Source organism: Caballeronia sp. RCC_10 (assembly GCF_041360715.1).
GTDB classification, from domain to species: domain Bacteria; phylum Pseudomonadota; class Gammaproteobacteria; order Burkholderiales; family Burkholderiaceae; genus Caballeronia; species Caballeronia grimmiae.
In genome coordinates, this window is sequence record NZ_JBFUPT010000002.1 from 304,410 (window position 1) to 328,703 (window position 24,294).

Consider the following 24,294-nt stretch of genomic DNA (forward strand, 5'->3'; position numbering starts at 1 on the left):
GTCTAATCCCTTCAGGTTCAAATTGCGGGTGCTTTAAAAGCACTCAGGGAAGACCTTTTTTCGGCGGTCGGAATTGAACACGTTCATCCATTTTCAGAATGAGAAAAAACCATTTCATCGTTTATTCGTTCTTCGCAAGCTCGTTAATCCTTTCGGCATGTGGCGGCGGCGCGGACAGTCTGCCGTCGAGCGTCGCAAACAGCGCGAATGATCCCGCCGCGGTCGCCAAAGCCGGCACGCGGGCACCGTCGCCGAACGGCACGACGATCCCTTCCGGTACGTCGATCGTCGATTCCTCGAACGCGGTCTGGACCGTCACCAACGGCGTCATCTATCGCGCGGGCCAGAAGGCCGGTTTCTCGCAGGCCGTCGTTCAGTTGCTGTGGTACGGCGGCAAGATTTATCAGCAGAACGTGAACAAGCTGTGGTGGGTGTGGCAGAACAACACGTGGGTGACGTCGAGCGACCCGCGCACCACCACTGCCGCGTCGGCTTCGGCTTCGACCGCGATCCCGTTCTTCGGCGTCAATGCCCACTACATCCAGGGCGGCGTCTATTCGTCGATCCCGCTCGCGACCCAGTCCGCGACGATGGTCGACCTCGGTCTCACCAGCGTGCGTCAGGACGTCTACAGCAACGCGCAGATCGATATCCTCGCCGACAAGGTCATGCCCAACGTCGGCTCGAAGGTCAACGTCATGCCGCTGGTCATTCCGCATCCGTGGATGGACCCGACGCTGAACGGCCGCACGCCGACCGAAGCCTCGGCCTACACATACGCCTATAACATGGCGGCTTACGCGGCAACCCGCTTCAAGGGCGTGCCCGTCGTTGAGTTCGGCAACGAATACGACATCGACGAGCACAACCAGCGCATCGCGAACGACGGCGTGAACGTCTCCGACTACGACAACAACACGTGGCCTATCTGGCGCGGCACGATGCGCGGTTCCTATGACGGCTGGCGCTCTGTCGACAAGTCCGGGCAGACGAAGATCATCAACACGGCGTCGACGGGCTTCCTGAATCTCGGCTGGTACAAGGGCATGCTGACCGGCACGCAGCCGGACGGCTCGACGGGCCATCCAAAGGTGCCGACGGACATCCTCCAGTTGCACTGGTACTCGGACGGTCTGGATCCGGTGAACACGTGGGGCAAGGACGGCACGAACTACAACGTGCTCAAGATCCTGCACGACGCGTACAACCTGCCGATCATGTTCACCGAGATCGGCATCAACGCGGACTTCTCGACGGCCAAGGCGCAGGCTTATATCTCGAAGACGATTCCGGAGCTTTACGCGGCGCGAAGCACGTACAACGTGATCGGCTTCAACTGGTACGAACTGTATGACGATCCTAGCGGCGAGTTCGGTATCCTCACCAATGGCGGGTCGAACAAGGCGGTCTATTCGACGGTCAAGGCGGCGGTAGCGGCATCGAAGTAAGAGAAAAAGGCGGAACGCAGATGCGTTCCGCCTTTTTTTATGTGCGCGCCGTGCTTACTTCGGCCGCAGCAACACCTTGATCGAGTCGAGCGAATTCGCCACTTCGATCGCATCGTCCCACTCTTCCAGCGTGAAGCCGTGCGTGACGATTCCCTTTGAAGTCACGAGACCGCGCGCGAGCAGATCTATCGCGATCGGATAGCAGTACGGTCCGAGATGCGCGCCGCGCACGTCGAGTTCCTTGCGATCGCCGATGATCGACCAGTCGACCGTCGTATCGCTGCCGAACACAGAGAATTCCACGAAGCGCCCGAGCTTGCGTATCAGTTCGAGTCCTTGCGTGACGCCCGCCGGCGAGCCCGTCGTTTCGATATACACGTCGCAGCCGTATTGATCGGTGATCGCGCGGATGGCTTCGAGCGCGTTGTCCGTCTTTGGGTTGATCGTGATATCCGCGCCGTATTCGCGGGCTAGTTCGAGACGCTCGTCGACGAGATCGATCACGACGAGCTTCTTCGGCGTCTTGAGATGCGCGACCTGCACCATCATCAGACCGAGCGGTCCCGCGCCTGCAATCACGACGACATCGCTCAACTGAATGTCACCGCGATTCACCGTATGGATGGCGCATGCGAGCGGCTCGATGATCGCGGCGTCTTCGAGCGAGATGCCATCGGGAATCTTGTGAACGATCGCGGTGGGCGGAAAGCGCATGTATTCCGCCATGCCGCCGTCCGCGACTTCGCGCTGAAAGCCGAAGATGTTGTGCACTTCGCACATCCAGTACTGCCCCGATCTGCAATAGCGGCACTTCGTACAAGGCACGATTTGCTCCGCGATCACGCGATCGCCCTTCTGCACGCCGAAATGCGCCGCCGCGCCGTCGCCGAGTTCCTCGACATAACCGAAGAACTCATGCCCGGGGATGACCGGCGCCTTGACCCACGGATTCGGCCCGCCCCAGAACATCTTCGCGCCCGACCAGCACTTGCAGTCGCTCGCGCAGATGCCGCATGCAGCGATGCGAATCACCAGCTCGTTCGGCCCGGCACGCGGGCGCTGCACGCGCTCGACGCGATAGTCCTTGGGCGCGCGGCAGACGATGGCCGTCATCTCCGCGTTGTCGGTGTTCTCCATGATCGCGTCTCCCGGTCGTTATCGCGTCATTCCATGACGATCTGCACTTTCACATCCGTCGGCACGCCGCTCGCCGCTTCCTCGAAGGCCTTGATGCCTTCGGCGAAGGGGAACGTGCGCGAGATGAAAGGCTTGACATCCAGCTTGCCGGACGCGATCAGCTGGATGGCACGCGGAAAGATATTAGCGTAGCGGAACACGGATTCGATACGCGCTTCCTTGATCTGCACCGCGACGACATCGAGCGGAACCGCGCGTTGCGGCATGCCGACTAGCACGAGACATCCGCCGGGACACAGCAAGTCGACGATGCCATCGAACGCCTTCTCGTTGCCGCTCGCTTCGAACACGATGTTCGCGCCCCAGCCGTCCGTCAGTTCCGCGATGACGTCCTGCACGCGCTGCTCGCGAATATTCACCGCGGTGACGCCCTGCACCGCGCCGATCAGATCGAGCTTTTCCTGCACGAGATCGCAGACGATCGCCCGGCTGCATCCGCCCGCGAGCGCGGACAGCGCGCACATCATGCCGATGGTGCCCGCGCCCAGCACGACAGCGACATCGCCCGGCTGAATGGCCGCTTTCTTCGCCGCCTGCAAGCCGATGGACAGCGGCTCGACGATTGCGCCTTCCGCGAAGCTCACGTTGTCGGGCAGCTTGTAGGTGAACGCGGCCGGATGCACGACGAACGGCGCGAGGCAGCCATGCACCGGCGGCGTCGCCCAGAAGCGCACTTTGGGATCGAGGTTATACATGCCTTCACGCGATGCACGCGATTGCATGTCCGGAACGCCCGGCTCCATGCACACGCGGTCGCCCGCTTTCAGATGCGTCACTTCCTCACCCGTTTCGACGACGGTGCCCGATGCTTCGTGCCCGAGCACCATCGGCTCATTGACCACGAATGGCCCAATGCGTCCATGCTGGTAATAGTGAACGTCGCTGCCGCAAATGCCGACCGTATGGATGCGTATCCGCACATCGTGCGGACCCACGACCTGCGGCAAGCTGAACGGACGCAAGCTGATGCGCCGTGCTTCTTCGAGAACCAGTGCTTCCATCGTCGTTCCTTCGCGTTTGAATGAGGAATCCCTATCATCCCGCCTGAAAGCCGCCATCGACTGCGAGGCTTACGCCGCTTACCATGCTCGAATCGTCGCTCAGCAAGTAAGCGATGGTGCGTGCGACCTCTACCGGCTGCACGAAGCGATTCATCGGGATGCGCGCGAGCATCGGGCCGGATTTCGCGGGATCGCTCCACGCTTTCTCGGCCATTGGCGTCATCGTGACCACGGGGTTGACCGCGTTCACGCGTATGCCATGTGGACCAAGCTCGACGGCCATTACGCGCGTCATCGCATCGAGCGCGCCCTTCGATGCGCAATACGATGCATGCAGCGGCAAGCCGACCGCCGCCGATATGCTCGACACGTTGACGATCGCCCCGCCCTTGCCGCGCTCGATCATGCTTTTCGCGCACGCCTGAGCGACGATCATCGCGGCGCGCACATTGACGTTCATCGTGAGATCGAAGGCATCGGCGGTGGTGTCGAGGAACGGCTGCAGCTCGACGAGGCCCGCGCAGTTGACGAGCAGGTCCACCGGCTGGGCGGCGCGGGCGGCTTCGCGTGCGGCGCCGGCATCGGCGAGATCGACTGCGATCGTCTCGCAGCCCGTTTCGTTCGCCAGCATCGCGAGATCGTCCGCGCTGCGGCTCAATGCAATGACACGCGCGCCTCGTTCGATCAGCAGATGCACCGTCGCATGACCGATGCCCTTGCCCGCACCCGTTACGAGCACGGTCTTACCTTCGAATTCACGATTCCGGTCGATAGTGGTCATGTCTCGATCAAGGCTCTTCACACAGGCGTCGCGCGGTGTCTTCATCGGTGACGAGCACCGACGGATAGCGGCCCCGCAACGCGGCACGTGTCACATGAAACTTCTTCGGTCCGCCGCTCACCAGTATCACGCGACGTATCTTGCGCAAATCTTCGAGCGTGATCGCGACCGTGCGTCGATTCAACGGATGATCGATCAGCTCGCCGTCTTCATCCATGAAGTGTCCGAGCATGTCGCCCACCGCGCCCGCTTTTTCGAGCGTGCGCAATTGCTCGGGATTGTCGATGCCATACGTCACGACGAGCGATTCCGTCAGGTCGCCGCACGTCAGCAACGCAAGATCGGCATTGCGCGCAAGCTCGTAAGTTTCGCGCACCGTGCCTTCCTGCAGGATCACATCGCGCGCCTTCTGGCTGCTGACGTAGATCGGCGCGGCGAAAATATAGCCATCGGCGCGGCAGATGTTCGCAAAGTCCGACACCAGATCGAACGTGTTGATGCTCGGGCAATGCGACAGACCGCCTTGCAGCGATACGGCCGACACTGCGCCATACGAGCGCTGCGGCATCGCACGCAGCACCGCGCGTATCGTGCGGCCCCAGCCGAGCCCGATAGTCAGTCCCGCGACGATCTGCTTCGCGAAGTAACTCGCCGCTCCTATGCCGAGCGCGGCGTTGTTCGCTTCGGTGTTCGCGCCGCTCGGCACGACCACCGCGCTTTCCAGCCCGAAGCGCCTGACCAGCGCTTCTTCGAGCGCCACGCATGGCGCTATCTTGCTGTTGATGGTGATCTGCACGAGGCCCGATTCGCGGCTCGCGGCCAGCAGCCGGTTGACTCGCACGCGATTGCTGCCGATGCGCTGGGCGATCTCCTGCTGCGTCAGATTGCCGACGTAGTAATGCCACGCGACGCGGGCCTGCAACTCCTCTTCCGAGTCGATCGATTCGTCCGTTACCGCGATGGCAATCGGCGGGGCTGTCTTGCTCATGTTCTCTGTGTAGTCGCAATGAAGGGCTGCGCGAGTCTACTTCACCGCGCCCATCGTGAGCCCTTGTACGAGCCGGCCCGATACGAGCAGCGCGAAGACCACCATCGGCAAGACGATCAGCGTGCCGGTCGCCATGATTTCGCCCCAGGGCAGTTCATAGCCGCTCATGTAACTCGTCGCGGCAACGGGCGATGTGATGGCTTCCGTACGTGTCAGCACGAGCGCATAGAGCAGATCGTTCCACGAGAAGATGAACGCGAAGATCGCCGACACGACGATGCCCGGCATCGCGAGCGGCAAGTTGATGCGCCAGAACACGCGCCACGGCGATGCGCCGTCGAGCCGCGCGGCTTCGTCGAGTTCGACGGGTATGTTGCGGAACTGATCGGTGCATATCCACACGACGATCGGCAGCGAGAACGTCAGGTACAGCAGGATCAGCACGATATGCGTATCGACGATATCGAGCTTCGTCGCGATCAGAAAGAACGGCACCGCGAGCACCACCGGACTCACCATGCGGTTCGAGATGAACCAGAACCACAGGTCTTCCTTGCCCCGGAACTCGTAGCGTGCGAGTGCGTATGCGGCGGGTGTGCCGAGCAGGATGGCAAGCACGGTCGTAGAACTCGCGATGATGAGCGAATTGAGCAGGCTGCCCGCCACATCATGTTCGAAGAGCGCGGCCGAATAGTGGTGGAACGTCGGACTGAAGAGCCATTTCGGTGGATACGCGAGCGCGTCGGACTGGCTCTTGAGGCTCGTCGTCACCATCCAGTAGAACGGAAACACCGACGAGAGAAACACCACGAGCAGGCCAATGAAATGCCATACGGTCGCGCGCCTGCGTGCTGCGCGCGCACGCTTGCCGCGTTGAGCGACGCCGCCGTTCGCGGCTTGATTAACAGTGGTGCTCACGCGGCCTCCCGATAAACGAAGCGAATATACAGTCGCGACAACACGATGGTCAGGATCAGCAGGATGATCGCTTGCGCCGATGCCATGCCCTGATCGAAGAGCCGGAAGCCCACGCGCTGAATATAGACACTGATGAACTCGGTCGCGGCGCCAGGGCCGCCGCGCGTCATCGTGAAGACGGCGTCGAACATCTTGAGCATGTCGGCGGAGCGGAGAATCAGGATCGCGGTCAGGCCCGGCAGCAGATAAGGCCGCTGCAAGTGCCACAAGATCATGCTCCACTTCGGCGTTTCGAGCCGCGCGGCTTCTTCGGCTTCCTTGGGGACCATCGAGAGACCGGCAAGCATGATGAGCGCACAGAACGGCGTCCATTGCCAGATATCCATGATCATCACGGACACGAACGCGAGCGTGGGATCGGCAAGCCAGTCTTGCGGCGGAATGCCAAAAAGCCCGGTCAGATAGTTCGCTACGCCGAACTGGCGGTTGAAGATGAGCCGGCCGATCAGACCGACGACCGCATAAGTCGTGGCCATCGGAATGACGAGGCTCACGCGTGCGGCGGCACGCATGAAGCGCAAGTCCATGCGATGGAGCATCAGCGCGGCGAACAGACCGAGCGCGATTTCGATGGGCAGCGTAAGGCACAGGAACAGCGCGGTGCGGCCTAGCGCGCCCCAGAACGAGGGATCGGACAGCGTCGAGATGTAATTATCGACGCCGACGAACGGCGTGCCCGATGCGAGATCGGCCAGTTTGTATTGATGGAACGAGTTATAGAGCGCAAGCAGCAGCGGATAGATGCCGATGACCGCCAGCGCGAAGATCGCAGGAAACAGGAACCAGAAGGCGGGCGAGCGCGGCAGTATGCCGAAGCGGCGCGCGTGCTTGCGCGGCCTCCTTGGCTGTGTCGCGGATGCTACAGTGCCGTTCGCCATTGAATCGCCTCCGGTTCCTTGGGATGACTGCGTTCTTCTCGCTTACTTCAGCAATGGCTTCTTGCCGTCGTAATAGCCTGCTTTCTTCAGGATGTCCTCGGTTTTCTGGCCGATGGTCTGCGCGCCCTCTTTCACCGTGACCTGACCGAGCATCATTTTGCTGCCCCATTCGCCGATGACTTCCGACACCGCAGGCCATTCAGGGAAGCGCGGACGATAATCCGGCACGCCGCCCTGCCACGACTCGACCATTGGCTTGACGAACGGATACTTGTCCTGCACGGCCGCATCCTTGTACACCGCCGTACGCGCCGGCACGCCGCCCGCTTCGAGATACGGCTTGGCCATCGCTTCGGAGGTGATCCACTGAATGAAGAGCCACGACGCGGCCTGCTTCTTCGCATTCGACTTCGCGTTGACCGCAAGCGAGAAGCCGCCGAGCGCGGGCTTGAGGCCCGCTGGGCCCTTCGGCTCGGTGGTGATCGCAAGACAGTTGCCGATCTTCGACTTGCTCGGGTCGGTGAGGGTCGGGTAGAACGCGGACCATTCGGTGATCATCGCGACCTGGCCTTGCGCAAGCGCGTTCACCGCTTCGGCGTGATCGAAGTCGACGATGCCGGGCGGCATGTACTTCATCAGCTTCTGCCGATATTCGAGTCCCGCCTGCGATTGCGGCGACATGAGGTTCGATTTGAACTTCGCATCGAGCAGCGAGCCACCGTTCGGCCACAGCACGCGCATGAAGCTGTCGGCCGATTGAGTTTCGCCGCGCCGCGACTGAAGCGCGAATGCGAACTTGTCGCCCTTCGTGAGCTTCGGTGCATACGTGTTGAGCAGTTCGTCCCACGTCTTCGGGGGCGCGTCGAAACCCGCGTCCTTCAACATGCACTTGTTGTAGAACATGAGGCCCGAGTAGTTATCGAACGGCAGGCCATACGTGACCTTGTCCCATGTGCCGAACGAATCGAGCAGGATCGGGAAGAAGCCCTGCAAATTGAGGCTCGGGTCCGCGAGCTTGGGATCGTCAGTGAACTTCTTGATCGGCACGAGCCACTTGTTGCTCGCGAATTCGCCGATCCAGACGACGTCGACGAGCACGATGTCCTGGTCGCCGCCGCCGACGAAGTTGAGCACTTCCTTCTCGCGCGTGTTCTCGTAGGGAATGACTTCCCAGCGCACCTTGATGCCCGTCTCTTTCTCGAACTGAGGAATCAGGGTTTGTGCGGCCTTGTATCCGGGGCGATCGAGAAATATAGCCTTGATGGTAGTGCCGGAGTACGGCTGCGCCGCTTCCTTGAGCGTCCAGGCTTGGGCACCGGATGCAGTGAACGCCGCGCTTGCCGCCAACAGCGCGACTGCCGCGATGTGCTTCAACGGACGGGACTGTATGCCCTGCGTGATGCGCTTTTTCATGCCTTGTCTCCTTTCTGTTTTCTCGAGCGGATACGTTCGTGTCGTGCGTCCTTCCCTGCGTGGCGGAGCGAAAAAGCACGGCGGGGAGCCGTGTCGTTTCACTTGTAATTTCGGTTTTACAATTGTATATTTGGGCCCGAACAGGTTGTCAAGAACAATGTGAGTCAAGGCATTCGATGCTGCACTGCGATACCCCTGCGCAGTGCGGCGATGAAACCGGCTTAGATGGAGACACGCATGAGCGCAGTCCATTTGCAGCAGATTCGCAAGGCCTTTGCAGGCACCGAAGTGTTGAAGGGCGTCGATATCGAAGTGGCCGACCGCGAGTTCATGGTCTTCGTAGGGCCATCGGGATGCGGCAAGTCCACCCTGCTTCGCAGCATTGCCGGACTCGAGCAGTCCGATTCGGGACAAGTGCTGATCGGCGGCGAAGACGTGACGGATCTCGAGCCTTCGCAACGCGGCGTCGCGATGGTGTTCCAGTCGTATGCGCTCTATCCGCACATGTCCGTGTACGAGAACATCGCGTTCGGCCTGCGCATGCTGAAGTTGCCCGAAGCGCAGATCAAGGAGCGCGTCAATCGCGCGGCGGAGATACTGCAGATCGGCCAGTTGCTCGAAAGGCGTCCTCGCGCGCTGTCGGGCGGGCAGCGGCAACGCGTGGCCATCGGGCGATCAATCGTTCGGGAACCGAAGGTCTTTCTGTTCGACGAACCGCTATCCAATCTCGATGCAGCGTTGCGCGTACAGATGCGCCTCGAGCTCATCAAGCTGCACAAGCAACTCAACGCGACGATGATCTACGTCACGCACGACCAGACCGAAGCCATGACCATGGCCGACCGCATCGTCGTGTTGAATCATGGGCGTGTGGAGCAGATCGGTTCGCCGCTGGAGTTGTATCGGACGCCTCATAATCGTTTCGTCGCGGGCTTTATCGGCTCGCCGAAGATGAACTTCATCGATGTCCGGGTGCTGCGTGTCGATGCCACGGGCGTGACCATTGAACTGCCCGGAGGCGAACCGTTGACGCTGCCGTTTGCTGCGGCGTCGATCAAGCCGGGAGAAAGCCTCACGCTTGGAATACGCCCTGAGCATTTCATCGAGTCGGGCAGCGGGGACATCGACAGCGGTCTGACCGGCGAAGTCATGGTCATCGAGCATCTTGGCGGAGAAACGCTTCTGCACATACGCTTGCCGAACGATCTCGTGATCAACGTGAAAGGCTCGGGGGAGTCGACCGCGGTCGACGGTCAACGGCTCAACGTCGGCTTCAGCATCCGGCACGTGCACTTGTTCCGTGAAGATGGCAGCGCGCTCGAAAGAATGCGGCCGGTCGCCGAGGCGGCTATCGTCTGATCGAAAGGGCGGGCGACGCATTAGTCCGTATTACAAAACATCGCAGAAACTGCAGCGTTTGCTGCAAACGGTGTCTCGTACGATCTTTCCCCGTAGCCGTCAGTGTTACCGGCGGCGACGCCTAATGCTCCCACCTTTACGCTCCGCTGCGGTTGCTCGTTACGCAATCATGCCCTGCAATGATGCATGCCTAAGGGTTTTCCCCCGACCAATGGCGCTTTTGCCCGATCAATGCCGAAACGGGCATGAGTCATGCAATTAAGCGCCTGATCCAATCAACGGGCGGCACAGCATGAACGCAACAACACTTCGCTCGCGGCTTTCGAACGCCGCACCGGCTGCCGGTCACGCGCTGAAGTGCCGGGTGCTTCAGGGTTTGAGAATCGGCGAGTTTTGCGTCGCGTATCAGGGCATCTACCGGGTCGATAACAGCGAGCTCGCGCAGATGGAAGCGCTCATCCGTTGGCGTCATCCGGAGTTCGGCGTGTTGTTGCCAGGAAGTTTCTACAAGGCGCTCGAAGACGACGAAGTCATCGTCGAGTTGACGGACTTCGTGATGAACACCGTATCGCGCGATATTTCGGCGCTGCAGGCGACGGGCGTGTGTTATCCGGTGGCAATCAACGTCCCGCCTTCGCTCGCATCGTTGGATGAGTTCAGCGAGCGGCTTCAAACCGTTTGTGATGCGCATGGCATCCCGCCTGATCTGATCGAAATCGAACTCTCGGAGAGCCAGGATCTTGCTCGCTTTCCTTGCATGTCGAGGGTGGTGCAACGGCTGCGCGATTGTGGCGTGAACGTGGCGATGGACGATTTCGGCACGGGCTTCGCCTGTCTTGCGGCGCTTGGGCCGATCGACTTTGGGACCGTGAAGATCGCGAAGGAACTGCTGTCGGAAGCGCCGCGTTGTCCGAACGCACGAACGGTGTTTTCGTCGGTGCTTGCGCTGCTGACGCGGCTTAACGTCAAGATCGTCGTCGAGGGTGTGGAGACACTGGCGCAGGCGCAATGGCTCGCGCAATGGCCGCATGTGCTTGCGCAGGGCTTCTATCTTGCCCGGCCTGTGTTCGGGATGGACAACGTTCCGGGCGTGCGAGCGTCGATGCCTGGCAGCGTCGTGACAGACGTGCGGTTTGCGAACGCGGCTTGATGACGGCTTCGTGCGATGCGCTCATGAAAGGCGCATCGCGCGTCAAGCCTTGATCATGGAGCGGATGCCGGCGCGGGCTGGCCGGCCTTTTGCGCGTTGATGCGCTGCTGGGCGTTTTGCAGGTTGCGCGGATAGTCGGTCTGCTGGCCGGACGGGTTGTAGCCGTTCTTTTCCAGCTCGCTCAGTTCCGCATTCTTCTTGGCTCGTGCAGCTTTGCGTTCGGCTTTCTTGACCTGCTTCGGCGTTGAGGCGGCGGAGTCTTGAGCGTGCGCGGGTGTCGCCGGTACGGTGATGAGCGCGGTCACCGACAAGGCGATGACAGCGAGCGGTGCAGTGCGGAAGGTGAGCATGGGAGGCTCCGAAGACGTGGCAGTTGCGATGCCAGAGCAAAAAGTGATCCCATGCGCAACGAGTCAACTCGCGGTTATTCAGGCCGCGCGCGGCCCGTCATATTGAGCCCGCTTCCCGCACCGTGCGGCATCTCCGCTCAAACCCCCACCGCCCCCTCCTCCAGCAACGCCTCGAACGCCTGCGCCGAAAGCGGCTTCGCCAACAAGAACCCCTGCATCTCATCACACATGAGATCGCGCAGCCGATCACGCTGCGTCCCCGTCTCCACCCCTTCCGCGACCACGTCCATATCGAGCGAATGCGCGAGCGCAATAATCGCCGATACGATCGCGCGCCCTTCCTGCCCGTTCTCATCCAGCCCGTTTGTGAAGAACCGGTCGATCTTCAATTGCTTCGCACGAAAACGCTGCAAATAAGCGAGACTCGAATACCCCGTGCCGAAATCGTCGATGGCGATCTCGAAGCCATTGTCCTGAAACGCGCGAATCATGTCGATGGTGCGCGGGGCGTCCTGCATCGCCACCGTCTCGGTTATCTCGAACATCAACTGCTCGCTCGCCACGCCTTCCTCGCGCAGTATCGCCAGAATGCGAGCCACGAGATCCGTCTCGTTCATCTGCCGCGGCGACAGGTTGATCGCCACCTTCACCGGAGGACGTCCCGCCTCGCGCCATCGCACCATCTGCCGGCAGGTCTCGCGCACGACCCAATAGCCGATTTCCACGATCTGCCCCGAACGCTCCGCAATCGGAATGAACTCCATCGGCGTCAGCAATCCGCTCTGCGGATGATCGAGCCGGATCAGCGCCTCCGCACCCGCAAGTTCGCCGCCGCCGCGAAACTTCGGCTGAAACAGCAGAAAGAAGTAGCCCGCGTCCAGCGCTTCGTGCAACGCCTGCTGAATCTTCAGCGTGCGCACCGCCGCTTCGTTCATGCTCGCCTCGAAGAAGCGATACGTGCTACGCCCGCCGCGCTTCGCCTCGTACATCGCGACATCCGCATGCTTGAGCAGCGCTTCGACGCTCTCGCCATCGTCGGGGAACAGCGCAATGCCGATGCTCGGCATCACCTGCAACGGATGCTCGCCGATCACGAGTCCCTTCCTCATCGTATCGAGGATGCGTTCGGCGAGCCGCTCCGCGTCGCCATGCGCTTTCATGTTCTCCAGCAGCACGACGAACTCGTCGCCGCCGAGCCGCGCGACCGTATCGCCGCCGCGCACGCATTGCAGCAGGCGTCGCGCGAACGCCTTCAGCACTTCGTCGCCGGTGGAGTGGCCGAGCGAATCGTTGATGGTCTTGAAGCCGTCGAGGTCCATGAAAAGAATCGCGAAGCGAGTGCCGCCGTGCGTCGCGTGGCGGACCGCCAGCTCGATGCGCTCGGTCATCGTGCGGCGGTTCGGCAAATCCGTGAGCGTGTCGAACGTCGCCATATGGACGATCTGTCCGTGCAACTTCGTCACGGAGCCGGCAAGCATCGCGTTATGCGCGTCGAAGCGCGACAGCACGAGCGTGATGACGAGGATCGTCAGCGTGAAGAGCGTGACGGTCGTGCCGAGCCAGTGAACGTCCACATCGTTGGCCGCGCCGCAGACCGCGCCGAGCGGAAAGTTCGCGGCGGCATTGCCCGTATAGTGCATGCCGGTGATCGCGATGCCCATCACGAGCGCCGACGCAACGCGCTTGATGATCAAGTTCGACTGGCTCGCGTCGGACAGCGCGCGTGCAATCCACAGCGCCGCGCCGGATGCGGTGACCGCAATCGCAATCGACGCCGCGAACAGCGCGCGATCGTAGACGATGGCCGGTTGCATGCGCATCGCGGCATCGCCCATGTAATGCATCGTCGCGATACCCGCGCCCATCAGCACGCTGCTGACGACGAGCCGCGCGATGGTGAGCCGCGCGCCGTTGATGACGGACAGCGCAAAGAACGAGACGAGTATCGCAACACCGAGCGACGCCGCCGTGATGCTCAGGTCATAGCCGAGCGGGATCGGCAGCGCGAAGGCGAGCACGCCGATGAAATGCATCGACCAAATGCCGGTGCCCATCGATGCCGCGCCTCCCGCGAGCCACACGTAGCGCATGCGCGAGCGGGACAGCGCCGCGATGCGGCCGGAGATGTCGAGCGCCGTGAACGAGGCGAGCGTCGCCACCACGAGCGACGCCGCGACGAGCCAGAAATTGTATGTGCCGTGCATAGGAGCCGGGTTCAAGATGCTTGTTTGCGTCTGCGTCTTATCGGCGCGCGCCCCGGCATTCTTGAGTCCGCGCTCAACTCCTGGCCGGCATCCATCCCTGCGCCGCGCCGCTTTTACCGATCTGCACCGCGATTGCATCGCCAAGGCGCTTTTCATCGGACGAAACGCCCGCCCGCTTCGTTTCCGACACCCCATGCAGTCCGCCCGATACCGCCAGCGAACTCATCGCATGGCCCGCCGCCGCGCCGACGCCCGCCATCTCCGCGACGCCCGGCGCGTGGCCGCTGTCCGCGCTCGCGTCGAACTGCTCGACGAGTTGCGGTACGCCGTGCGCCGGCTTGTAGAGGAGCTGCACCGTCGCACCGACCTTGCTTTCGCCCGCGCCGAGGCCGATCAGCACGCGGCGGCGGCGGTTGCCGGCGTCGATCTTGTCGATACTGCCCGCGACGACCAGAACGCTCCGATCGTCCGGCGGCGGGACATCGGCGCGGATCGCGGGCAAGCCCATCGACTGCAGCTTCGCGACGATTTCGTTGGCGACCGCCTCGCGTGCTTCGACCGCTTCCTGCGATTGCTGTTGTGCGGGCGAATCGCCGGACATCGAGGCCTTCAGCTTCGATGCGATACCGTGATCGTCGAGCTTGACGTCGCCTGCGCTGCTGTCGAACGCGTAGACGTAGATTGCGTCAGGACGCGTCGCGGGCGCCGCGGCGACCGTCGTCGCGTTCGGATATTGGCCGGCTTGCGCGCAGCCGGCGAACAACGCGCTGCTGGTCATCACGCCCGCGATCACGACGCGGCGCGCATGCTTGAGGATGGAATTGAGCGAGGAAGAACGGATCGGCTTGGACATGGTGGCGGCTCGGCTTGATGAATCGTTGGCTGGGTGATTCGCTTCAGACGCAACTATGGACGAGGCCCGCCGCCTGGGCCATCGAACATTTATGTCGCGAAGTTTCATCCACCGCAAGAGCCCGCTGCGCGGCGCTTCAGCGCGATTGCGCGGACGTCGCTACCATGCACCGGATACACGAACCGCCACCAACCACGGAGTCAGGAATGGACCTCAAGATCGGCAGCAAACTCGCATTCGTTTCGGGATCGACGAAAGGAATCGGCCATGCCATCGCGGTGGGCCTCGCGCGTGAAGGAGCGCGCGTGATCGTCAATGGACGTTCGCAGTCATCCGTCGATGCCGCGCTCGACAAGCTGCGCCAGGCCGTGCCGAATGCGCAAGTGGAAGGCTTCGCCGGCGATGTCTCGGACGCCGCGCAAGTGAACGCGCTGGTGCAACGCTTCCCCGACGTCGATATTCTCGTGAACAATATGGGCATCTTCGAACCGAAGCCGTTCGAAGATATTTCCGACGACGACTGGCTGCGTTTTTTCAACGCCAACGTGATGTCGGGCGTGCGGCTGTCGCGAGCCTATCTGCCGAAGATGAAGGCGAAGAACTGGGGACGCGTCGTCTTCATCAGCAGCGAGAGCGGCATTCAGATTCCCGTCGAAATGATCCACTACGGACTGACGAAGACCGCGCAACTCGCGCTCTCGCGTGGCCTCGCCGAAACATGCGCAGGCACGGGCGTGACCGTCAACGCGGTGCTGCCCGGCCCGACGAGTTCAGAAGGCGTGACCGAGTTCGTCGACAAGCTCTCGGGCGGCAAGAGCTTCGAGGAAGCGGAGAAGTCGTTCTTCGCGGAGGCGCGGCCAAGCTCGCTGCTCAAGCGCTTCATTCAGCCGGAAGAGATCGCGAGCATGGTCGTGTATGTGTGCTCGGAGCTGTCATCGGCGACGAATGGCGCGGCGTTGCGTGCGGACGGCGGAGTCGTGCGCGCGGCCTTCTAGCGCGTGCCCGGGCCCGCGCTCAACGCGTGGGCCTTGGCGAGCGCATCGGTGATATCGGCGACGGTCTTTTCGCGCGCCGTTTCGTCCTGCTGCCTGAGCGCGTACGACGGGTGATACGTCGCGACGATCAGCTTGTCGCCGAACGGCACCACGCGTCCGACGTGCTCGCGCAAGGTCGCGCGCTTGCCGAGCAGCGCGGTGAGCGCGGTCGCGCCCAGCGTGACGATAACGCGTGCATCGGTATCGTTCAGTTCGCGTTCCAGCCAGTACGAACACGCTTCGACTTCCTGCTGCGCGGGCGTCTTGTGCAGACGCCGCTTGCCGCGCGGCTCCCACTTGAAATGCTTCACCGCGTTGGTCAGATACACCTGTTCGCGCGGCACACCGGCGCGACGCATCGCGTCGTCGAGCAATTGTCCGGCCGGTCCGACGAACGGCTCGCCTTTCAGGTCTTCCTGATCGCCGGGCTGTTCGCCAAGCAGCATGATGCGCGCATCGGGCGGCCCCGCGCCGTGCACCGCCTGCGTCGCATTGCGCCAGAGATCGCAGCGGCGGCAGGTATCGAGCGAGGTGGGCGCGTCGCGTTCCGGCTGCGCATCTTCCGCCTCGACCTGCACCGTCTTGCCGCCGAGCGCGCCGACCGTCCTCGCCTGCGCGACGCGCCGCGCGCCGCCGCGCGCATCGCTCAGCATTTGGGGGATCAGCGCGCCTTCCGGCAAGCCCTTCCAGAACCGCACCGGCATGTGCTGTTCGAGCGCGGACTCATTGAGACGCGCCGGATTGAAGATGCTGCGGTAGTAAGTCATCCAGAGGTCTTCGGCGGCGTCGGGCGTGTCCGTCGCATGGTCGGACGCCAGCGCGCGGCGGCGCTCGATCTGCAGGCGCTCGCCGTTCCACATCGCCGCGCCGTCGGGCGTCGTGATGAGCCATGTCGAGCGGCCCATGCGCGCCGCGAAGTGATCCGCGCCCCACGCGAGGACATCGTGATCCGGCTCGTACCACGCAACGTATTCGGGCGGGCCGAGCGACGCGTCGCGCTGACGAAAACGCACGTAGGCAATCATGTCGTGCTGCGCGCGCCGCACCGCCTTCGCCATCTTGTAGAGGCGCGCGCCGTCTTCGTCGGCGGGAGAAGCGACCGAGCGATCGCCGTGGGTCCATCGCCATAACACGCGATACAGAAAGCCCCAGCGATGCGCGTCGCGGAAATGCGCGGCGTCTTTCAGCAGCGCGGCGAGTTCGCGCGAGACGCGCACCTGTTGCGGCTGGCCCGAAGGCGCGGCGGCATCGGCGTTCGCTTCGAACAACGCGGGCGCTTCGAACAACGCGGGCGCTTCGCTCTGGCGCGTGCGCCAGTCGATCGCTTCGGGCGCGAGTCCGAGCGACAGCGCGTTCAGCGCCGCGCTGCGCCAGGCGTCGAAATCGTCGTCGATGGTGATGGCCTGCATTTCGACGCTACAGAAGCGACAACTGCACTGGCTGCGTCGCGAGCGCCCGCCGCAAATTCTCCGACGATGCCTCGACGAGCGGCGGCCGATAATCCTCCGTCACCACAAACGGCTTCACCTTGTCCATGCTGCAGCGAAGCCGCACGAGGTCGTGGTAGCGCACGCGCCGCGTCCGGCGCAATTCGACGATGCGCTTCGCGTTGCGCATGCCGATGCCCGGCACACGCGCGATCATGCGCGCCGGCGCGGCATTCAGATCGACCGGAAAGCGCTCGCGGTGAGCAAGCGCCCAGGCGAGCTTGGGATCGACATCGAGCGGCAAATTGCCGGCATCGCCGAGAAGTTCGGCTGCATTGAAGCCATAACCGCGCATCAAAAAGTCCGCCTGATACAGCCGGTGCTCCCGCAACAGCGGCGGCGCTTTCGACGGAACGCCGGTCGGGCTGTCCGGAATCGGGCTGAACGCGGAATAGTAGACGCGCTTCAGTTGATAGGAACCGTACAGCGTTTCGGCGGTGCCGAGGATGGTGCGGTCGTCCGTTTCGTCGGCGCCGACGATCATCTGCGTGCTCTGCCCCGCCGGCGCGAAACGTGGCGCGCGTGGCTCCGCTTCCGATTCTTCTCGCGCCACGCGGATATTGCCCATCGCGAGCTTGATGGTTCGCCCGCTTTTTTCTGGCGCGAGACGTTCGAGGCTGATCTCGGTCGGTAGCTCGATATTCACGCTCAGCCGGTCCGCATACCGCCCCGCCTGCGCGATGATTTCCGGATCGGCATCCGGTATGGTTTTCAGATGGATGTAGCCGCGAAACTGATGCTTCTCGCGCAACGTCTTCGCGACGAGAACGAGCTGCTCCATCGTGTAATTCGACGAGCGAATGACGCCGGAACTGAGAAACAGGCCGTCGATGTAATTGCGGCGATAAAAATCCACCGTCAGTGTGACCACTTCTTCCGGCGTGAAGCGCGCGCGCGGCACGTTGCTCGACCGGCGGTTGATGCAATAGCGGCAGTCGTACAGGCAAAAGTTGGTCAGCAGAATCTTCAGCAAGGACACGCAGCGGCCGTCCGGCGTGAAGCTGTGGCAGATGCCCGAGCCCGTGCTCGCGCCGAGGCCGTCCACGCCGCGCGACTCGCGTTTCGGCGCGCCGCCGCTCGCGCACGAGGCGTCGTACTTGGCAGCATCCGCGAGAATTTCGAGCTTTTCTGACAGTTCCATTTTGGCTATGATACTGTATGTTTATACAGTATGCTATCCGTGTCGTGCGAGGTCAAAGGGCGTTCTACTTCAACGGATCATGTCCCCAGTTCATCAGCGAATAACGCCAGTTCGTATGCTCGATATCGCCGTGCGGACGCTGCGCCAAATGGCGCTTCACATAGCCGGCCACTTTGCGCATGTGCGCGTAGTCATCGGCCTGCAAGTCGCTCTTCTTTGCGCCAAGCAATTCGATGATGCGTCTGCCCGACTTGTGGCCGACCGACTCGGCATCGCCGTCTTTCTGGCCGACTGCGCGGGACTCTTCCGTCGCGAGCCATTTGTCGAGTTGATGCGCCGTCATGTTCACGAGCGTCTTGAACTCTTCGAACGCGGCCTTGTCTTCTTCGTCCGTCGATTGTCCATGCGCGTTGGCTTTGGTCACGAGTTTGCTCCTGGTATCGCGTCATACCGATCGAGCAAGCATCGCTCCTGTGACATCGCCTTGCCTCAACCGAGTTGATGACTTCATTAGCGGAGACTTCCCGAATGCGTTTCGACTACAAGAACTTCCATATCGACTGCACCGCCCGTCACGATGAAGACGGCAGCTTCTACGCGCACGCCCGAATCACGAGCGCGCCCAATGAATACACGCCCAATCTCGAAGTCCACGACTCCGGCGATCTCGACTCATTCGCCAATGAATGGGACGCCTTACATTGCGCGCGGGCATGGGCAATTGAATGGTGCGACGAGGCGCTCGCCTGACGCACTCTGTGCTTCCTGGCGTGATCGACCTAAGCGAGGCTTTCATCGCGCGGCACAGCGATTGCGGTATGTAAGCCGCGACGCCGCGCGGTCAACGCGAAGCGGCGCGCTTAAACCACCATCAAGGGAGGCACCATGAAGATCGCTAAGAAGAGTTTGCTCGTGTCCGCGTTAGTGTTGAGCTTGTCGGGCGCTGCGTTCGCGCAGGGCGCGGGCGGCGGTGCAGGAGGCGGAGCAGGCGGTGCGGGCGGCGGCACGGCGGGCGGTAACGGCGCGGGGCAGGGCGGCACCGGCATGAGCACGCCGAACGCGCATGGCACGACGGGCGCCACATCCGGCGCATCGGGCTCGAGCACGATGGACTCGTCGAGCGGATCGACGGGCTCCAGCAGCCATATGAACAAGAAGAGCGGCTCTAGCAGCGGCAGCAAGACTAACTAACGCGCTTCGTCTGACGAGTGTGCAGGCCGCGTTCGATGCGCGGCCTTTTTGTTTCTGGCGTCCTCACGATAAGCGGTCGCAAGTCGTGGCCGATCCCTCCCAACGCATCCCTTCCACATAGGGATTTCGCGTCCTCACCCGAATCCGTAACGTGTGCCTGCGCGATGTTTCTCGCGCTCGATACAGCACCGTGGTGAATCCACCGCGTGCCCGTATCGTTCGCGCGTTTGCCCGGATTCATTCATCGCGCGACTTTGCCCTAACGCTGCAAGGAGTCCGCGAAATTCGTTTCCGGCTGCTTGAGCATTCGTTACAAGGAGCTGGAACATGAAGCCGAGCCTCAACCTGAAAGTCGTCGCGATGATGGCCGCCTGTGCAGTGACCGCGAGCGTCGGCAACGCGCGCGCCGAAGGCATGCCTGAGTCCGCGCAACAACTCGTGCAGACGATGCGTCCAATGCAGCCGCACAACGGCGCGCCGGAACGCGATGCGAACGTCAAGTCCGACGCCGGCGACGACCGCGCCTATGGCGGTGCGACTGGCAACGCGGGCGTGTCGGCGAGCGGACGCAGCGTCGAAAGCTGCGCATGGGCGCCCGCCTGCACCGTGTTCTTCGGGCACTAACGCCCGCGCCGACGCCGCCGGCGCTAATCCGTCCGCGGCGTCAGTCTGAACGCGACGCTCGTCGCGTCGCCCGGTTCGAGCACGCCGCCGCCCTTCAGCGCGTGATCGACATCGAGGTTCACCCAGTCCGCCACGTTGCTTACCGGCTCCACGCACAACAGCGACGGAAAAGCCGCTGGCGCATAGATCACCATGAAGTCGAACGGCGCGTCGGCGTCGAGCGTCACCGTGCGATGCTCGTCCGGCCACGCGATCGACGCCGTGCGCGTCCAGCCCGCGAAGTTGTTGTCGAGATCGAACGCTTCGGCGGACATGCCTTCGGGCGACGCCAGCGCGTCCACGCTCGGATGCGGCCCGATGTGCGTCGGCAGTGGATCGGGCGTCGTGTGCCACATCGACGAAACCCGTGCATGCACGCGCGTGTTCGACGTGCGCGGAAAGTACGGATGATGGCCGATGCCGAACGGCATGCGCCGATCGGACAAATTGCGCAGCGACATCGTGACCGTCAGCGATGTCCCGTCCAGCGCGATGTCCTGCGCCGCCTCATACGCGAACGGCCAGTGATGCGCGGCTTCCATCGATGGCGCGTGACTGAGCGCGAGCCGCGCGCTCGCCTCCGATAACGCCTCGACGCGCCACGGCAGCCGCCACGCGTTGCCATGCAGCGCGTGCGGAAACAGATTGCCGTCGCCGGACAGATCGACGAGCGCGCCGTCGAACGTAAAGCGCGCATCGCGGATGCGGTTGCAGTACGGCACCAGCGGAAAGCTCGCCATGCCGAGTGGGTTGCGCGCGGCGAGCGCATCGGGCGTGGCGGGACGCAGCCAGTGACGCTCGCCGTCCGCGTGCGCGTCGAAGAACGCTGCAATCGCCCCGCCGATATGCGGCGCGAGCACCACGCGCCGCGCGCCATGACGCAAAGTAACGAGCGCGTCGTCCGCGCTCTCGATGTGATCGGCGCTCAATATGCGAACTGCCGGTAGTTTTCGTCGAAAATGCGCGCGGTTTGCTCGACCACCGGGTTGTAGCGCAAGAGACGCTTCGCACGCGACGGCAAATCGGCGAGCACGGCGCGCGGCACGTCGATATGCACTTCGGGCCGGAAATACCACGCGCGGCTATAGCCGATCACGACCATCGGACGCGGTTCGTCGGTGAGGTTCGGGGTGCCGCGATGCAGCCCGCGCACGTCGCGGATCATCACGTCGCCGAGGCGCATCGGCACGCGCTCGGGCGGAAAGCGGCCATCGGCAAGACCGGCGAGCGCTTCTTCGCGCGAGATGCGATGCGTGCCGCGCGTCGTTTCGAGCGAGCCGTTACGGTCGTCGACATCGACGAGCGGAAAGTTCACCGCAAGCTGGAACGACGGCGTTTCCGGCGCGTCGTCGAAGAGCGGCGGCGTATCGCGATGCCAGTCCTGGAAGTCGGACCCCCGCACCGGCGTATCGGTGGCGAGCTGGCACATCACCGGGTCCGGCCCGGCCACGCGCTCGACAATGCCGACGATATCTTCGTCGCAGAAGATAGCCGGGTCCGCGAATTCGCCCTCGAACGGCAAGGTCACGTAGTAGCGCCCCGGCCCGCGATTGCCGCTGGCCGATGCCTCGCGCGCCGCCTCGACATGCGGTGCGAAGAGCGGCGCGAACGCATCGCGCCATGTTGCGAGCTTCGCGCGGTCAAAGTGATCCTGCAGCAGTACGAAGCCATCTTTCTCGAACGCTCGAGCGAGCGCATCTCTCGTGCTTTCGTCATACCGGCCCATCGTCTCCTCCGTTGTTTCGGTCATCGTTCGATCGAAAACAGGATGGCATGCGTGCAATCGGGCCGTCAATATTATTAGTAATAGATCGGGAAAACCCCGTGCTAGTTCACCATTTGGTTAGGAAATCCCCGCGTTGTTCATCACTAATATTAGTGGTAAGTTTCATTCGCTCTATGACTTGCGTTGCCGCACGATGAAGAAAACCACGCCCCGCCGTCCGACGATGACCGACATCGCGAAGCTCACCGGAGTCTCGCAATCGACGGTATCGCTCGTGCTCAACAATGCGAGCGGCGCGAAGTTTTCAGACGCCACGCGCGACAAGGTGTTGAAGGTTGCGCAGGAACTCGGCTATCGCATGACGCCGCGCGAATCCGCGAGCCTAGAAGCCATCGATACGCTCGGCGCCCAAAGCGAGCGCAATCTGATCGTCTATCTCGCCGACGAAATCTCGACGAGCCCGCATCCGGTCGTGAGCATCGACGGGGCGCGCGAAACCGCGTTCGCGCACGGCCGCATGCTCGCCGTCTATTCGACGCACGGCAACGCTGAGATCGAGCAGCGCGTGCTGGATTCGACGCTCGGCAATCCGAACGTCTTCGGCGTGATCTACGCGACGGTGTACACGCGCCGCGTCACGCTGCCCGCCTCGCTCGCGCAGGTGCCGACCGTTCTGCTCAACTGCTACACGAGCGAGGCGAACGTGTCGTCGGTGGTGCCGGCGGAGGTCGCGGGCGGGCACACGGCGACGGATCATCTGCTGGCGGCGGGGCATCGGCGGATCGGGTACATCAATGGCGAGCCGTGGCAGGACGCCGCGCGCGAACGCCTGAAGGGATATCGCACCGCGCTCGCGACAGCGGATCTGCCGTTCGCGCCGGAACTCGTGCGCGAAGGCGACTGGAGTTCGGGCACGGGCTTCGAGCAGACGCTTTCGCTGATGCGCGAAGCCAATCCGCCGACCGCGATTTTTTGCGCGAACGACTTGATGGCGCTCGGCGCGATCGAGGCGCTCAAGCAACTCGGCCTGCGTGTGCCGGACGATGTTTCCGTCGTCGGATACGACGATCAGGAGATCGCACGGCACACGCATCCGCCGCTGACGACGGTCGTGCTGCCGAACTACGATCTCGGCCGCTGGGCCGTCGAAACGCTTCTGCAGGAAGAACACAATCGCGCGGCGGGCGCGCCGGTGCGGCGCCGCACCGTGAAGCTGGACGGTCCGCTGATCGAACGCGGATCGGTCAGGGTCGTCAATGAAGTCAGGCAACTTGCCATCCATCACAGTAACGATTGACGGCGCTGAACCGCCGTACATAACGATAAAAGCAGCAACAGCAAGCCACTCTCGCAGCAGATCGACCGGGCAACAACAAGCATCGGCATCACCACAAGAGAAGCATCCTTATCGGAGGAAGACATGCTGTCGCTAGAGAAGCAATCACGCCCGGGCATTCGCCCGCTCGCCGCCGCACTGCGCGCCGTCGCCGCGCTGACGCTTTGCGCAGGCTTCACCGCCGCGCACGCCGCCGACGACGCCCTGCCCAAGATTCCGAACAAGAAGCCGCTGCGCGTGGGCTTCGCGCAGACCGAGAGCAACAACCCGTGGCGGCTCGCCGAGACGAAGAGCTTCAAGGACATCGCCGCGAAGTGCGGCTGGCAGATGGTCATGACGGATGCGAACAGCTCTGCAGCGAAGCAGGTGTCGGATATCCAGAGCATGATCGCGCAGCGCGTCGACCTGCTCGTGTTCCCGCCGCGCGAAGAGAAACCGCTTGTGCCGGTCGTCATGCAGGCGAAGAAGGCGGGCATTCCGGTGATTCTCGTCGACCGCAACATCGATCAGTCGATGGCGAAGGCCGGCCGCGACTACCTCACGTTCATCGGCTCGGATTTCATCGATCAGGGACACCGCGCCGCCGACTGGCTCGTGAAGGCGACCAACGGCAAGGCGACGATCATCGAACTCGAAGGCTCGACGGGCGCATCGGCGGCGAACGATCGCAAGAAGGGATTCGATGAAGTCATCGCGAAGAATCCGGGCATGAAGATCGTCGCGTCGCAAAGCGGTGACTTCGCTCGCGACAAGGGCCGCCAGGTCATGGAAACGCTGTTGCAGGCGCATCCCGACGTGACCGCCGTCTACGCGCACAACGACGAAATGGCGCTCGGTGCGATCGCCGCGATCAAGGCCGCCGGCAAGCAGCCGGGCAAGGACATCATTCTCGTGACGATCGACGGCACCAAGGGCGGGCTCGAAGCGATCAAGGCGGGCGAGCTCGGCGCAAGCGTGCAGTCGAGCCCCTTCTTCGGGCCGCTCGCGTGCGATGTCGCGCAGAAGTATGCGAAGGGCGAGACCATTCCGCCGTGGGTGAAAGTCTCCGACCGCTTCTACGACAAGAGCAACGTCGATCAGAGCATGCAGTACGGGTACTGAAGCAAGCGTGTGTGC

General features: G+C 62.7%; 24 protein-coding genes. 9 read left to right on the forward strand and 15 right to left on the reverse strand.

Annotated elements, in window-relative coordinates:
• Positions 1-98: 98 nt before the first annotated feature.
• On the forward strand, positions 99-1,448 hold the full coding sequence (locus tag AB6804_RS05870; RefSeq protein WP_370885651.1) for a beta-glucosidase: 1,350 nt from the start codon (positions 99-101) through the stop codon (positions 1,446-1,448).
• Between the two features lie 54 nt (positions 1,449-1,502).
• Here the strand turns inward: AB6804_RS05870 and AB6804_RS05875 are convergent, their stop codons facing one another.
• The 7 genes from AB6804_RS05875 to AB6804_RS05905 are packed head-to-tail and all read right to left on the reverse strand — an operon-like array spanning position 1,503 to position 8,684.
• Positions 1,503-2,585 carry an alcohol dehydrogenase catalytic domain-containing protein gene (locus AB6804_RS05875; RefSeq protein ID WP_370885652.1) on the reverse strand — a complete coding sequence of 361 codons (1,083 nt, stop codon included), beginning with the start codon at positions 2,583-2,585 and terminating at the stop codon, positions 1,503-1,505.
• A gap of 26 nt (positions 2,586-2,611) precedes the next feature.
• Entirely contained in the window at positions 2,612-3,646 is a 1,035-nt protein-coding gene (locus AB6804_RS05880; RefSeq protein WP_370885653.1) for an NAD(P)-dependent alcohol dehydrogenase, read from the reverse strand.
• Between the two features lie 34 nt (positions 3,647-3,680).
• On the reverse strand, positions 3,681-4,427 hold the full coding sequence (locus AB6804_RS05885; protein ID WP_370885654.1) for an SDR family oxidoreductase: 747 nt from the start codon (positions 4,425-4,427) through the stop codon (positions 3,681-3,683).
• 7 nt (positions 4,428-4,434) lie between these two features.
• Entirely contained in the window at positions 4,435-5,415 is a 981-nt protein-coding gene (locus AB6804_RS05890) for a sugar-binding transcriptional regulator (protein WP_035965161.1), read from the reverse strand.
• 36 nt (positions 5,416-5,451) lie between these two features.
• The gene (locus AB6804_RS05895) at positions 5,452-6,333 is read right to left on the reverse strand and encodes a carbohydrate ABC transporter permease (protein ID WP_244796842.1); all 882 of its coding nucleotides are present in this window, start codon (positions 6,331-6,333) and stop codon (positions 5,452-5,454) included.
• Positions 6,330-7,271: a carbohydrate ABC transporter permease gene (locus AB6804_RS05900; RefSeq protein WP_370885655.1), complete on the reverse strand. Its 942-nt coding sequence runs from the start codon at positions 7,269-7,271 to the stop codon at positions 6,330-6,332. The genes AB6804_RS05895 and AB6804_RS05900 overlap by 4 nt, the downstream gene beginning before the upstream one ends.
• A gap of 42 nt (positions 7,272-7,313) precedes the next feature.
• On the reverse strand, positions 7,314-8,684 hold the full coding sequence (locus AB6804_RS05905; RefSeq protein WP_370885656.1) for a sugar ABC transporter substrate-binding protein: 1,371 nt from the start codon (positions 8,682-8,684) through the stop codon (positions 7,314-7,316).
• A 237-nt stretch (positions 8,685-8,921) separates the two neighbouring features.
• On the opposite strand from AB6804_RS05905, the gene AB6804_RS05910 reads away from it, so the two are divergent.
• Positions 8,922-10,043: an ABC transporter ATP-binding protein gene (locus AB6804_RS05910; RefSeq protein WP_035965771.1), complete on the forward strand. Its 1,122-nt coding sequence runs from the start codon at positions 8,922-8,924 to the stop codon at positions 10,041-10,043.
• A gap of 292 nt (positions 10,044-10,335) precedes the next feature.
• Positions 10,336-11,193 (forward strand): EAL domain-containing protein, encoded by an 858-nt coding sequence (locus AB6804_RS05915; protein ID WP_370885657.1) that lies wholly within the window; start codon positions 10,336-10,338, stop codon positions 11,191-11,193.
• 53 nt (positions 11,194-11,246) lie between these two features.
• Here AB6804_RS05915 and AB6804_RS05920 read toward each other — a convergent pair whose 3' ends face one another.
• The 3 genes from AB6804_RS05920 to AB6804_RS05930 form a co-directional block, all read right to left on the reverse strand.
• On the reverse strand, positions 11,247-11,543 hold the full coding sequence (locus AB6804_RS05920) for a hypothetical protein (protein ID WP_370885658.1): 297 nt from the start codon (positions 11,541-11,543) through the stop codon (positions 11,247-11,249).
• A 137-nt stretch (positions 11,544-11,680) separates the two neighbouring features.
• A complete protein-coding gene (locus AB6804_RS05925; RefSeq protein ID WP_370885659.1) occupies positions 11,681-13,747 on the reverse strand; it encodes a putative bifunctional diguanylate cyclase/phosphodiesterase in 2,067 nt (688 codons plus the stop codon).
• Between the two features lie 73 nt (positions 13,748-13,820).
• Positions 13,821-14,600, reverse strand: a complete 780-nt coding sequence (locus AB6804_RS05930; RefSeq protein ID WP_370885660.1) for a DUF4410 domain-containing protein — start codon at positions 14,598-14,600, stop codon at positions 13,821-13,823.
• A gap of 206 nt (positions 14,601-14,806) precedes the next feature.
• Here AB6804_RS05930 and AB6804_RS05935 point away from each other — a divergent pair, with 206 nt between their 5' ends.
• Entirely contained in the window at positions 14,807-15,595 is a 789-nt protein-coding gene (locus AB6804_RS05935; protein ID WP_370885661.1) for an SDR family NAD(P)-dependent oxidoreductase, read from the forward strand.
• Here the strand turns inward: AB6804_RS05935 and AB6804_RS05940 are convergent.
• From AB6804_RS05940 to AB6804_RS05950, 3 genes are all read right to left on the reverse strand, one after another.
• The gene (locus tag AB6804_RS05940; RefSeq protein ID WP_370885662.1) at positions 15,592-17,043 is read right to left on the reverse strand and encodes a UdgX family uracil-DNA binding protein; all 1,452 of its coding nucleotides are present in this window, start codon (positions 17,041-17,043) and stop codon (positions 15,592-15,594) included. The two genes, AB6804_RS05935 and AB6804_RS05940, sit on opposite strands and share 4 nt — an antisense overlap.
• 7 nt (positions 17,044-17,050) lie before the next feature.
• Positions 17,051-18,262 (reverse strand): putative DNA modification/repair radical SAM protein, encoded by a 1,212-nt coding sequence (locus AB6804_RS05945; protein ID WP_035965222.1) that lies wholly within the window; start codon positions 18,260-18,262, stop codon positions 17,051-17,053.
• A 64-nt stretch (positions 18,263-18,326) separates the two neighbouring features.
• Positions 18,327-18,686 (reverse strand): DUF3140 domain-containing protein, encoded by a 360-nt coding sequence (locus AB6804_RS05950; RefSeq protein WP_370885663.1) that lies wholly within the window; start codon positions 18,684-18,686, stop codon positions 18,327-18,329.
• A 104-nt stretch (positions 18,687-18,790) separates the two neighbouring features.
• On the opposite strand from AB6804_RS05950, the gene AB6804_RS05955 reads away from it, so the two are divergent.
• From AB6804_RS05955 to AB6804_RS05965, 3 genes are all read left to right on the forward strand, one after another.
• Positions 18,791-19,012, forward strand: a complete 222-nt coding sequence (locus AB6804_RS05955) for a hypothetical protein (protein ID WP_035965233.1) — start codon at positions 18,791-18,793, stop codon at positions 19,010-19,012.
• Positions 19,013-19,147: 135 nt separating this feature from the next.
• Positions 19,148-19,453 carry a hypothetical protein gene (locus AB6804_RS05960; RefSeq protein ID WP_370885664.1) on the forward strand — a complete coding sequence of 102 codons (306 nt, stop codon included), beginning with the start codon at positions 19,148-19,150 and terminating at the stop codon, positions 19,451-19,453.
• 327 nt (positions 19,454-19,780) lie between these two features.
• Positions 19,781-20,077: a hypothetical protein gene (locus AB6804_RS05965; RefSeq protein ID WP_370885665.1), complete on the forward strand. Its 297-nt coding sequence runs from the start codon at positions 19,781-19,783 to the stop codon at positions 20,075-20,077.
• A 23-nt stretch (positions 20,078-20,100) separates the two neighbouring features.
• Here AB6804_RS05965 and AB6804_RS05970 read toward each other — a convergent pair whose 3' ends face one another.
• Positions 20,101-21,045: an aldose 1-epimerase gene (locus AB6804_RS05970; protein ID WP_370885666.1), complete on the reverse strand. Its 945-nt coding sequence runs from the start codon at positions 21,043-21,045 to the stop codon at positions 20,101-20,103.
• Complete coding sequence (locus AB6804_RS05975; RefSeq protein WP_370885938.1) at positions 21,042-21,842, reverse strand: phytanoyl-CoA dioxygenase family protein; 801 nt, start codon at positions 21,840-21,842, stop codon at positions 21,042-21,044. The genes AB6804_RS05970 and AB6804_RS05975 overlap by 4 nt, the downstream gene beginning before the upstream one ends.
• Positions 21,843-22,035: 193 nt before the next feature.
• On the opposite strand from AB6804_RS05975, the gene AB6804_RS05980 reads away from it, so the two are divergent.
• Positions 22,036-23,139, forward strand: coding sequence for a LacI family DNA-binding transcriptional regulator (locus AB6804_RS05980; RefSeq protein WP_370885667.1), 1,104 nt, complete (start codon positions 22,036-22,038; stop codon positions 23,137-23,139).
• Between the two features lie 123 nt (positions 23,140-23,262).
• Complete coding sequence (locus AB6804_RS05985) at positions 23,263-24,279, forward strand: ABC transporter substrate-binding protein (RefSeq protein ID WP_370885668.1); 1,017 nt, start codon at positions 23,263-23,265, stop codon at positions 24,277-24,279.
• Positions 24,280-24,294 lie beyond the last annotated feature (15 nt).

What these genes read in the sequence shown, in the direction of transcription:
- AB6804_RS05910 (WP_035965771.1), top strand. Translation starts at nt 8,922, where the DNA reads ATGAGCGCAGTCCATTTGCAGCAGATTCGCAAGGCCTTTGCAGGCACC.
- AB6804_RS05980 (WP_370885667.1), top strand. Translation starts at nt 22,036, where the DNA reads ATGAAGAAAACCACGCCCCGCCGTCCGACGATGACCGACATCGCGAAG.
- AB6804_RS05915 (WP_370885657.1), top strand. Translation starts at nt 10,336, where the DNA reads ATGAACGCAACAACACTTCGCTCGCGGCTTTCGAACGCCGCACCGGCT.
- AB6804_RS05975 (WP_370885938.1), bottom strand. Translation starts at nt 21,842, where the DNA reads ATGGGCCGGTATGACGAAAGCACGAGAGATGCGCTCGCTCGAGCGTTC.
- AB6804_RS05930 (WP_370885660.1), bottom strand. Translation starts at nt 14,600, where the DNA reads ATGTCCAAGCCGATCCGTTCTTCCTCGCTCAATTCCATCCTCAAGCAT.
- AB6804_RS05875 (WP_370885652.1), bottom strand. Translation starts at nt 2,585, where the DNA reads ATGGAGAACACCGACAACGCGGAGATGACGGCCATCGTCTGCCGCGCG.
- AB6804_RS05935 (WP_370885661.1), top strand. Translation starts at nt 14,807, where the DNA reads ATGGACCTCAAGATCGGCAGCAAACTCGCATTCGTTTCGGGATCGACG.
- AB6804_RS05955 (WP_035965233.1), top strand. Translation starts at nt 18,791, where the DNA reads ATGCGTTTCGACTACAAGAACTTCCATATCGACTGCACCGCCCGTCAC.
- AB6804_RS05880 (WP_370885653.1), bottom strand. Translation starts at nt 3,646, where the DNA reads ATGGAAGCACTGGTTCTCGAAGAAGCACGGCGCATCAGCTTGCGTCCG.
- AB6804_RS05885 (WP_370885654.1), bottom strand. Translation starts at nt 4,427, where the DNA reads ATGACCACTATCGACCGGAATCGTGAATTCGAAGGTAAGACCGTGCTC.
- AB6804_RS05890 (WP_035965161.1), bottom strand. Translation starts at nt 5,415, where the DNA reads ATGAGCAAGACAGCCCCGCCGATTGCCATCGCGGTAACGGACGAATCG.
- AB6804_RS05945 (WP_035965222.1), bottom strand. Translation starts at nt 18,262, where the DNA reads ATGGAACTGTCAGAAAAGCTCGAAATTCTCGCGGATGCTGCCAAGTAC.
- AB6804_RS05925 (WP_370885659.1), bottom strand. Translation starts at nt 13,747, where the DNA reads ATGCACGGCACATACAATTTCTGGCTCGTCGCGGCGTCGCTCGTGGTG.
- AB6804_RS05940 (WP_370885662.1), bottom strand. Translation starts at nt 17,043, where the DNA reads ATGCAGGCCATCACCATCGACGACGATTTCGACGCCTGGCGCAGCGCG.
- AB6804_RS05920 (WP_370885658.1), bottom strand. Translation starts at nt 11,543, where the DNA reads ATGCTCACCTTCCGCACTGCACCGCTCGCTGTCATCGCCTTGTCGGTG.
- AB6804_RS05960 (WP_370885664.1), top strand. Translation starts at nt 19,148, where the DNA reads ATGAAGATCGCTAAGAAGAGTTTGCTCGTGTCCGCGTTAGTGTTGAGC.
- AB6804_RS05870 (WP_370885651.1), top strand. Translation starts at nt 99, where the DNA reads ATGAGAAAAAACCATTTCATCGTTTATTCGTTCTTCGCAAGCTCGTTA.
- AB6804_RS05905 (WP_370885656.1), bottom strand. Translation starts at nt 8,684, where the DNA reads ATGAAAAAGCGCATCACGCAGGGCATACAGTCCCGTCCGTTGAAGCAC.
- AB6804_RS05985 (WP_370885668.1), top strand. Translation starts at nt 23,263, where the DNA reads ATGCTGTCGCTAGAGAAGCAATCACGCCCGGGCATTCGCCCGCTCGCC.
- AB6804_RS05900 (WP_370885655.1), bottom strand. Translation starts at nt 7,271, where the DNA reads ATGGCGAACGGCACTGTAGCATCCGCGACACAGCCAAGGAGGCCGCGC.
- AB6804_RS05965 (WP_370885665.1), top strand. Translation starts at nt 19,781, where the DNA reads ATGAAGCCGAGCCTCAACCTGAAAGTCGTCGCGATGATGGCCGCCTGT.